Origin of the sequence: Pseudomonas sp. PA-6-3C (genome assembly GCF_021605825.1) — a bacterium.
In the GTDB taxonomy this organism is placed as follows: Bacteria; Pseudomonadota; Gammaproteobacteria; order Pseudomonadales; family Pseudomonadaceae; genus Aquipseudomonas; species Aquipseudomonas edaphica.
The window spans coordinates 127,295-134,451 of the sequence record NZ_WKDV01000013.1 but is presented as its reverse complement, the minus strand read 5'-3'; the positions used below and the strand labels follow the sequence as shown (position 1 = coordinate 134,451).

Genomic DNA, 7,157 nt, shown 5'->3' with positions numbered 1-7,157 from the left:
CCGTTGGGCTGCGAAGCGGCCCCAGTAAAGTCGCCGCATTCTATTTGTAGGTTCGCGTTGCCTGTAAAGGGGGCTGCTTCGCAGCCCAACGCAGGGCAAGCCTGCTCGCCACAACCATCCTGGCCGCCACGACAAGCCCGCTCACTACAAGATTTACCTAAGGTTAAGCGGCGCTTTCAACCAACCGATGCCACAACGCGTAATACACGCGACCGGACTTCTGCTCTCGGTGCAGGCGCCAGCTGCCCGGCAGGCCGAGGGTAGACGGCGCGGTCTCGCTTTCAGTGTAGATCCACGCATCGGGTGCCAGCCACTGGCGCTCTTCCAGCAGCGCACACACCGTCGGCAACAGGTTCTGGTTGAACGGCGGGTCGAGGAACACCACGTCGTATTCGCTGGCCGCCTGGGTTTCCAGGTAGCGCAGCGCATCGGCTGTCTGCACCTGGCCGGTGGTGCAGCGCAGTGTGCCCAGGTGTTCCTTGAGGCTGGACACCGCCACATTGCTGGCATCCAGCGCCTGGCCCTGGGCGGCGCCACGGGACAGCGCTTCGAGGAACAGCGCGCCGCTGCCGGCGAACGGGTCCAGTACCTTGGCGCCGCCGATATACGGCGCGAGCCAGTTGAACAGGGTTTCACGCACGCGATCCGGCGTTGGGCGCAGGCCCACGACGTCAGGGAAACTCAGCTTGCGGCTGCCCCATTCACCGCCAATGATGCGCAGTTGGCCCACACCGTTATGCACGTTGTGGACAGGTTTTTTCGGGCGAGATGAACTGGCCATTAATGCTCCGGAACCCCGAGCGGCTGCTCGGCGGGTTTATCAGTGGGGGGCGGTAGTGGCTTTTGCGCAATCGTCGGGCCGGCGGTCACGATGACCATCTTGTCGGCGCTCAAGTGTTTATTCATTGCAGCCTTGACCTGCTCTACGGTCAGGGCCTGGGATTGTTTCATGAAATCCTCAAGATAGCTCAGCGGCAGGTTATAGAAACCCATGGCGCCCAGCTGCCCGACGATATCGGCGTTGCTTGCGGTAGACAGTGGGAAGCTACCGGCCAGCTCACGCTTGGCGTCGTCCAGTTCCTTTTGCGTCGGGCCGGTCTTGAGGTAGTCGGCCAGCACGTCTTCAATCAGGCGCAGGGTGCCGCCGCTCATTTCGGCGCGGGTCTGCAGGTTGATCATGAACGGACCACGTACCTGCATCGGCGAGAAACCGGAGTAAACGCCGTAGGTCAGGCCGCGCTTCTCACGCACTTCGCTCATCAAGCGGGTGCCGAAACCACCACCGCCGAGGATCTGGTTGCCCAGGGACAAGGCGGCGTAGTCCGGGTCGGCGCGGTCGATGCCCAGTTGCGCGAACAGTAAATGGGTTTGCTTGGACGGGAACTCGATATGGCTCAGGCCAGCTTTCGGCTCGGTCGGCTGGGCGATCTTGGCCAGGGCCGGGCCTTTGGGCAGCGATGCGGAGACCTTGGCCGTCATGGCCTCAGCGTCGGCGCGAGTCAGATCGCCCACCACGGCAATCACCGCATTGCCTGCTGCGTATGCTTTGGCGTGGAAGGCCTGCAACTGCGCCAGGGTAATCGCCGGAATGCTCTCAGGCGTGCCTTCGCTCGGGTGCGCGTAAGGGTGGTCGCCGTACAACCGCTTGAACAACTCAAGGCTGGCCAGCTTGCCTGGGTTCTGTTTCTGGTACTCAAAACCGGCAAGAATCTGGTTTTTGATGCGCGCCAGGGAGTCGGCCGGGAAAGTCGGCTTGCCGATCACTTGGTCAAACAGCGTCAGGGCCGCGTCGCGCTTGCCGCTGTCGCTCAGGCTGCGCAGGGACACCAACGCCATGTCGCGATAAGCGCCGTTGCCGAAGTCGGCACCCAGGCCTTCAAAGCCGCTGGCGATCTGGCTGACATCCTTGCCCGGTATGCCTTCGTTGAGCATGGCGTTGGTCAGCAACGCAACGCCTGGGGTATTGCCGTCCTGGCTGCTGCCGGCGGCGAACAGGATGCGCATGTCGAACATTGGCAGTTCGTGGGCTTCGACGAACAGCACCTTGGCGCCCTCGGCGGTGGTCCAGGTTTGCACGTCGAGCTTGCGGTTGGTCGGCGCCTTGCCGTCCAGTTCTGCCAAAGATTGCAGTTTGTTGGCCGATTGCGCCTTGTCCAGCGCCTGGCTGGCCACCGATTCACTCGGGCGCAGGAAGTACACGGCGCTGGCGGCGATCAGGGTGACGACGACCAGGCCGGGGAAGATCAGGCGGCTGCTTTTGCGATTACTCATGAGCGGTCTCCTCGGGCAAAACATGGGCGACGCTCAAACGTTCGCGGGTGAAGTAGGTGCGCGCGGCTTTCTGGATATCTTCCGGGGTCACGCTTTGCAGGTCGGCAAGCTCGGTGTCCATGAGTTTCCAGGACAGGCCGACGGTTTCCAGCGAGCCGATGGCCGTGGCCTGGCTGGTGATGGAATCACGTTGGTAAACCACGCCGGCAATCACTTGGGCGCGGATACGCTCCAGTTCTTCGGTGGTCGGCGGCTTGGCTTTCAACTCGTCCAGCAGGCGCCACAGGCCGGCTTCGGCCTGGGCAATGGTCTTTTTCTTCTGCTGATTCGGCGTGGCGCTCAATGTGAACAGGCTGTCACCACGGGTATAGGCGTCGTAGCTGGTGGACGCGCCGGAGACGAGTTCTTCACCGCGCTCCAGCTGTTCCGAGATACGCGCGCTGTAGCCGCCATCGAGCAGGGCCGAGAGCAGGCGCAGGGCTTGCACCGAGCGCTTGTCTTCGGCAGTCGCCAGGCCCGGCACGTTGAAACCGAGGATCACGCTCGGCAGTTGGGTCTGCACGTGCAGGGTCAGCAAGCGCTCGCCAGGTTCGGCCAGTTCCAGCGGGATCTTGGCGGGTGGCACATCACGCTTGGGGATTGGGCCGAAGTAACGTTCGGCGAGTTTCTTGACCTCGTCCGGCGTCACGTCGCCGACCACCACCAGTGTGGCGTTGTTCGGCACATACCAGGACTGGTACCAGTGGCGCAGTTCTTCAACCTTCATGCGCTCAAGGTCGGCCATCCAGCCGATGGTGGGTGTGTGATAGCCGCTGGCCGGGTAGGCCATCGCCTTGAAGCGCTCGTAGGCCTTGGACATCGGGTTGTCGTCGGTGCGCAGGCGGCGTTCTTCCTTGATCACCTCGATTTCGCGGCTGAACTCATCGGCCGGCAGGCGCAGGCTGGCCATGCGGTCGGCTTCCAGCTCGAAAGCGACGCCCAGGCGGTCACGCGCCAGTACCTGGTAATACGCGGTGTAGTCGTCGCTGGTGAAGGCGTTTTCTTCAGCGCCCAGGTCACGCAGGATCAGCGAGGCTTCGCCGGGACCGACTTTGGCGCTGCCCTTGAACATCATGTGTTCCAGGGCATGGGACAAACCGGTCTGGCCCGGGGTTTCGTAGCTCGAACCGACCTTGTACCAGACCTGGGAAACCACCACCGGCGCGCGATGGTCTTCGCGCACGACCACTTTAAGGCCGTTATCGAGGGTGAATTCATGGGTGGGTTGTGGGTCGGCAGCCAAGGCTGAAAGAGGCAGACAAACTGTGCTGAGCAGCAGGCCTGCGGCGCGGCGGGCTAGAGCAATCATTCGTGTTTTAACCTGTTGGGCTACCCGCTTGGTCTTAGCCTAGGCGGGCGAGGAGGTGCTAGGATACTGATCCGGTTTGGACAGGGCCACTGTGGCAGTCATCTTGTCCCGGTTTCAGTCGTAGGAATGTAGGAATTGGCGCTGGGTTTCCCCGACGATCTTCTACTTTTCGCCGATTTTGTCGCTTCAGTCCTTTATTGAAACGATTTGTTGAGGCCTTTATTTACGCCTTACAAAATGTTGCGCATGAACAAGCGAGCGTTAAAGCAGTCTGTTCTGCATCGAATTTATTTACCGAGGCGCCCTGGCGCATCGCTACTTTGAGATAGCCGTCCTCCATGTTTGGTTCCAACGACGACAAGAAGAGTCCAGCTGCGGCTGGCGAGAAAAAAGGCCTGTTCGGATGGCTGCGCAAAAAGCCGCAGGAAACCGTCGTCGAACAGCCACAGGTTCAGCCTGAGCCGATTCCAGAGCCCATCGTAGATGCTGAGCCGCCCGCGCCAGTGGTGTTGCCGATGGCCGAGCCGGTGTTGCAACCGTTGGTTGAGCCTGCGCCCGAGCCAGAGCCAGAGCCAGAGCCAGAGCCAGAGCCAGAGCACAAACCGTGGTTGGAACTGCCGGTGGCTGAAGAGCCTGTGGCACTGGTTGAAGATGTACAAGCCGAGCACGTCACGCCGCCGATTCCTGTGGTCATTGAGCCGGTTGCAGTGGTAGTCGAAGCGCCTGCGCCCGTCACTGTTGAGCCAGAGCCAGAGCCAGAGCCAGAGCCAGAGCCAGAGCCAGAGCCAGAGCCAGCGCCAGCGCCAGAGCCAGCGCCGGCACCTGTGGTGGTTGCCGCCCCCGCCATTATCGAGCCGCCGGTCGCCCCGGAGCCCGTTGTTGCTCCCGCTGAAACCAGCAAAACCGGCTTCTTCGCCCGCCTCAAGCAAGGCCTGAGCAAAACCAGCGCCAGTATCGGCGAAGGCATGGCCAGCCTGTTCCTGGGCAAGAAGGTTATTGATGACGAGCTGCTGGAAGACATCGAAACCCGTCTGTTGACCGCCGACGTGGGCGTCGAAGCCACTGCCGTGATCATCCAGAGCCTGACCCAGAAGGTTGCGCGCAAGCAGTTGACCGACGCCGATGCGCTCTACAAATCCCTTCAGGCCGAACTGGCTGCGATGCTCAAGCCGGTGGAAGCGCCGCTGGTGATCACGCCGAACAAGCCGTTCGTGATCCTGGTCGTCGGCGTCAACGGCGCCGGCAAAACCACCACCATCGGCAAGTTGGCCAAGAAGCTGCAGTCGGAAGGCAAAAAAGTCATGCTCGCCGCCGGTGACACCTTCCGCGCCGCTGCCGTGGAGCAGTTGCAGGTCTGGGGTGAGCGCAACAAGATCCCGGTCATCGCCCAGCACACCGGCGCCGATTCCGCCTCGGTGATTTTCGATGCCGTGCAGGCTGCCAAGGCCCGTAACATCGATGTGTTGATCGCTGATACCGCCGGTCGCCTGCACACCAAAGACAACCTGATGGAAGAGCTGAAGAAAGTGCGCCGCGTAATTGGCAAGCTCGACGCCGACGCCCCGCACGAAGTGCTTCTGGTGCTCGACGCCGGCACTGGCCAGAACGCCATCAGCCAGGCCAAACAATTCAACCAGACGGTGCAACTGACCGGCCTGGCATTGACTAAGCTCGACGGCACGGCCAAGGGTGGTGTGATCTTCGCCCTGGCCAAACAGTTCGGGTTGCCGATTCGTTATATCGGTGTCGGTGAAGGTATCGACGACCTGCGCACCTTTGAAGCCGAACCCTTTGTACAGGCACTTTTCGCCGAGCGGGAGCGTTCATGATTCGATTCGAACAGGTCGGTAAACGCTACGCCAATGGGCATGTGGGCTTGCATGAGCTGAGCTTTCGAGTACGGCGTGGCGAGTTTCTGTTTGTAACCGGCCACTCGGGCGCCGGTAAAAGTACGCTGTTGCGGCTGTTGCTGGCGATGGAGCGCCCGACCACCGGCAAGCTGCTGCTGGCCGGCCAGGATCTGGCCACCATCAGCAATGCACAGATCCCGTTCCTGCGCCGCCAGATCGGCGTGGTGTTCCAGAACCACCAGTTGCTGTTCGATCGTACGGTGTTCAACAACATTGCTTTGCCGCTGCAGATTCTCGGCTTGTCCAAGGCTGAAGTCGTCAAGCGTGTGGATTCGGCCCTGGAGCGCGTGGCACTGTCGGACAAGACCGACCTTTACCCGGGCGACCTGTCCACCGGCCAACAACAGCGCGTCGGCATCGCCCGCGCCATTGTCCACCGCCCGGCCTTGTTGCTGGCGGACGAACCTACCGGTAACCTCGACCCGCGTCTGGCGGCTGAGATCATGGGCGTGTTCGAAGACATCAACCGCCTGGGCACCAGCGTATTGATCGCCAGTCACGACCTGGCACTGATCGCCCGTATGCGCCACCGCATGCTGACCCTGCAACGCGGCCGCCTGATCGGCGACGGGGAGGCTGGCGTATGAGTGCGACTCGCAGCCCCAAGGTTTCCGAGCGTGTGGCGCCAAAAGCCGCCGACCCGCAACCGCCGAAGAAAAAACGCGACGAAGATGATGGCCCGGATTTCGCCACGCTGCTGCGCGCCTGGATCGAAAGCCATCGTGCCAGCTTGGTCGACAGCCTGCGCCGCCTGGGCAAGCAGCCGATCGGCAGCTTTTTCACCTGCCTGGTAATGGCCGTGGCACTGAGCCTGCCGATGGGTTTGTCGCTGCTGCTTAATAATGTAGAGCGCCTGGGCGGTTCCTGGCAGCGCGCGGCGCAGATTTCGCTGTACCTGGACCTCGACACCAGCGCCAAAGATGGCGAGAACCTGCGCGACGACATCAAGAACCTGCCGGGCGTGGCGGATGCCGAATACATCAGCCGCGATCAGGCCCTTGAAGAGTTCCAGCAGCAATCAGGCCTGGGTGAGGCGCTTAAAGAGCTGCCGCAGAACCCGCTGCCGGGCGTGGTGCTGGTGACGCCGAACGAAGTCGACAAGCCAGCGCTTGAGGCCCTGCGACAAAAACTCGCAGAGATGCCCAAGGTACAACAGGCACAACTTGATCTAGTCTGGGTAGAGCGTCTGGCGGCCATTCTCAAGTTGGGCGACCGCTTTGTGTTCGGTCTCACGGTGTTGTTGGTGTCTGCATTACTTTTGGTGATAGGTAATACCATTCGTCTTCATATTGAAAACCGCCGCACCGAGATAGAAGTGATTAAACTGGTCGGCGGCACAGACAGCTATGTGCGTAGGCCTTTTCTGTACATGGGCGCGCTTTATGGCTTCGGTGCCGGGATTTTGTCCTGGGGCGTTTTGGCTTTTGGCTTGAACTGGCTCAACGACGCGGTAGTAGGGCTGGCCGGTTTGTACGGCAGCGATTTTGCCCTGGCCGGCGTGCCGGTCGCCGACGGTCTGAGTCTCTTGCTTGGTGCCGTCTTGTTGGGGTATATCGGTGCCTGGATTGCGGTCGCTCGTCATTTACGTGAGCTGGCACCGAAGTAGTTAATGTCAGATTAATGTGGTT

The 7,157-nt window shown here is 61.3% G+C and carries 6 protein-coding genes; 3 read left to right on the top strand and 3 right to left on the bottom strand.

The window, feature by feature from the left end:
* Positions 1-163: 163 nt before the first annotated feature.
* Genes rsmD through GIW48_RS11670 form a run of 3 tightly spaced genes read right to left on the bottom strand, consistent with a single transcriptional unit; the run spans position 164 to position 3,619 of the window.
* Complete coding sequence (gene rsmD / locus GIW48_RS11680; protein WP_056857682.1) at positions 164-781, bottom strand: 16S rRNA (guanine(966)-N(2))-methyltransferase RsmD; 618 nt, start codon at positions 779-781, stop codon at positions 164-166.
* Entirely contained in the window at positions 781-2,271 is a 1,491-nt protein-coding gene (locus GIW48_RS11675; protein ID WP_236460546.1) for a M16 family metallopeptidase, read from the bottom strand. Before GIW48_RS11675 ends, rsmD begins: the two co-directional genes overlap by 1 nt.
* Positions 2,264-3,619 (bottom strand): M16 family metallopeptidase, encoded by a 1,356-nt coding sequence (locus GIW48_RS11670; RefSeq protein ID WP_017139467.1) that lies wholly within the window; start codon positions 3,617-3,619, stop codon positions 2,264-2,266. The genes GIW48_RS11675 and GIW48_RS11670 overlap by 8 nt, the downstream gene beginning before the upstream one ends.
* Before the next feature lie 338 nt (positions 3,620-3,957).
* Between GIW48_RS11670 and ftsY the strand changes: the two genes are divergently transcribed.
* The 3 genes from ftsY to ftsX are packed head-to-tail and all read left to right on the top strand — an operon-like array spanning position 3,958 to position 7,135.
* Positions 3,958-5,448 carry a signal recognition particle-docking protein FtsY gene (ftsY, locus tag GIW48_RS11665; protein ID WP_236472889.1) on the top strand — a complete coding sequence of 497 codons (1,491 nt, stop codon included), beginning with the start codon at positions 3,958-3,960 and terminating at the stop codon, positions 5,446-5,448.
* Positions 5,445-6,116, top strand: coding sequence for a cell division ATP-binding protein FtsE (gene ftsE / locus GIW48_RS11660; protein WP_186616992.1), 672 nt, complete (start codon positions 5,445-5,447; stop codon positions 6,114-6,116). The genes ftsY and ftsE overlap by 4 nt, the downstream gene beginning before the upstream one ends.
* Positions 6,113-7,135 carry a permease-like cell division protein FtsX gene (gene ftsX / locus GIW48_RS11655; RefSeq protein WP_017139466.1) on the top strand — a complete coding sequence of 341 codons (1,023 nt, stop codon included), beginning with the start codon at positions 6,113-6,115 and terminating at the stop codon, positions 7,133-7,135. Before ftsE ends, ftsX begins: the two co-directional genes overlap by 4 nt.
* Positions 7,136-7,157: the final 22 nt, after the last annotated feature.